The organism is Vibrio sp. T20 (assembly GCF_007858795.1).
Taxonomy (GTDB): domain Bacteria; phylum Pseudomonadota; class Gammaproteobacteria; order Enterobacterales; family Vibrionaceae; genus Vibrio; species Vibrio satsumensis.
Genome location: NZ_VFEB01000062.1, coordinates 1 through 2,705 on the forward strand (window position 1 = coordinate 1; position 2,705 = coordinate 2,705).

Annotated in this window: 1 rRNA gene; it reads right to left on the reverse strand. The window is 51.3% G+C overall.

Features of this window, described 5'->3' with window-relative positions:
• Positions 1-84 precede the first annotated feature (84 nt).
• Positions 85-2,705 (reverse strand): 23S ribosomal RNA (locus FTW16_RS05520); the annotation flags it as partial.

Genomic DNA, 2,705 nt, shown 5'->3' on the forward strand with positions numbered 1-2,705 from the left:
TCTATTTAATAGAGCTATAAAAGTTATTCTCTTCAAACTCATTCAAGGTCTGTCTTTGAGTCCACAAAACCCCTTGGGTGTTGTATGGTTAAGCCTCACGGGCAATTAGTACAGGTTAGCTCAATGCCTCGCAGCACTTACACACCCTGCCTATCAACGTCGTAGTCTACGACAACCCTTTAGGACACTTATAGTGCCAGGGAAAACTCATCTCAAGGCTCGCTTCCCGCTTAGATGCTTTCAGCGGTTATCGATTCCGAACTTAGCTACCGGGCAATGCCATTGGCATGACAACCCGAACACCAGAGGTTCGTCCACTCCGGTCCTCTCGTACTAGGAGCAGCCCCTTTCAATTTTCCAACGCCCACGGCAGATAGGGACCGAACTGTCTCACGACGTTCTAAACCCAGCTCGCGTACCACTTTAAATGGCGAACAGCCATACCCTTGGGACCGACTTCAGCCCCAGGATGTGATGAGCCGACATCGAGGTGCCAAACACCGCCGTCGATATGAACTCTTGGGCGGTATCAGCCTGTTATCCCCGGAGTACCTTTTATCCGTTGAGCGATGGCCCTTCCATTCAGAACCACCGGATCACTATGACCTGCTTTCGCACCTGCTCGAATTGTCATTCTCGCAGTCAAGCGGGCTTATGCCATTGCACTAACCACACGATGTCCAACCGTGTTTAGCCCACCTTCGTGCTCCTCCGTTACTCTTTGGGAGGAGACCGCCCCAGTCAAACTACCCACCAGGCACTGTCCGTAATCCCGATTCAGGGACCAACGTTAGAACATCAAAACTACAAGGGTGGTATTTCAAGGACGACTCCACCACATCTAGCGACGCGGTTTCAAAGTCTCCCACCTATCCTACACATGTAGGTTCAATGTTCAGTGCCAAGCTGTAGTAAAGGTTCACGGGGTCTTTCCGTCTAGCCGCGGGTACACTGCATCTTCACAGCGATTTCAATTTCACTGAGTCTCGGGTGGAGACAGCGTGGCCATCATTACGCCATTCGTGCAGGTCGGAACTTACCCGACAAGGAATTTCGCTACCTTAGGACCGTTATAGTTACGGCCGCCGTTTACCGGGGCTTCGATCAAGAGCTTCGACCGAAGTCTAACCCCATCAATTAACCTTCCGGCACCGGGCAGGCGTCACACCGTATACGTCATCTTACGATTTTGCACAGTGCTGTGTTTTTAATAAACAGTTGCAGCCACCTGGTATCTGCGACTCTCGTCTGCTCCATCCGCAAGGGACTTCACTGATAAGAGCGTACCTTCTCCCGAAGTTACGGTACCATTTTGCCTAGTTCCTTCACCCGAGTTCTCTCAAGCGCCTTGGTATTCTCTACCCGACCACCTGTGTCGGTTTGGGGTACGATTCCTTACAATCTGAAGCTTAGAGGCTTTTCCTGGAAGCATGGCATCAATGACTTCACTACCGTAGTAGCTCGACATCGTATCTCAGCGTTAGTAGCGGTCCGGATTTACCTAAACCACCCGCCTACGTACTTGAACCTGGACAACCGTCGCCAGGCCCACCTAGCCTTCTCCGTCCCCCCATCGCAATTGTAAGAAGTACGGGAATATTAACCCGTTTCCCATCGACTACGCCTTTCGGCCTCGCCTTAGGAGTCGACTTACCCTGCCCCGATTAACGTTGGACAGGAACCCTTGGTCTTCCGGCGAGGGAGTTTTTCACTCCCTTTATCGTTACTCATGTCAGCATTCGCACTTCTGATACCTCCAGCAGCCCTTACAGACCACCTTCAACGGCTTACAGAACGCTCCCCTACCCCACGCACCCTAAGGTACGTAGCCGCAGCTTCGGTGTATAGCTTAGCCCCGTTACATCTTCCGCGCAGGCCGACTCGACCAGTGAGCTATTACGCTTTCTTTAAATGATGGCTGCTTCTAAGCCAACATCCTGGCTGTCTGAGCCTTCCCACATCGTTTCCCACTTAGCTATACTTTGGGACCTTAGCTGGCGGTCTGGGTTGTTTCCCTCTCCACGACGGACGTTAGCACCCGCCGTGTGTCTCCCGGATAGTACTTACTGGTATTCGGAGTTTGCAAAGGGTTGGTAAGTCGGGATGACCCCCTAGCCTTAACAGTGCTCTACCCCCAGTAGTATTCGTCCGAGGCGCTACCTAAATAGCTTTCGGGGAGAACCAGCTATCTCCAGGTTTGATTGGCCTTTCACCCCTAGCCACAAGTCATCCGCTAATTTTTCAACATTAGTCGGTTCGGTCCTCCAGTTGATGTTACTCAACCTTCAACCTGCCCATGGCTAGATCACCTGGTTTCGGGTCTAATCCTAGCAACTGTACGCCCAGTTAAGACTCGGTTTCCCTACGGCTCCCCTAAACGGTTAACCTTGCTACTAAAATTAAGTCGCTGACCCATTATACAAAAGGTACGCAGTCACACCACGAAGGTGCTCCTACTGCTTGTACGTACACGGTTTCAGGTTCTATTTCACTCCCCTCACAGGGGTTCTTTTCGCCTTTCCCTCACGGTACTGGTTCACTATCGGTCAGTCAGTAGTATTTAGCCTTGGAGGATGGTCCCCCCATATTCAGACAGGATATCACGTGTCCCGCCCTACTCGTTTTCACTGATGATGAGATGTCGATTACGGGGCTATCACCCTTTATTGCGAGACTTTCCAGACTCTTCACCTGCATCATTAAAA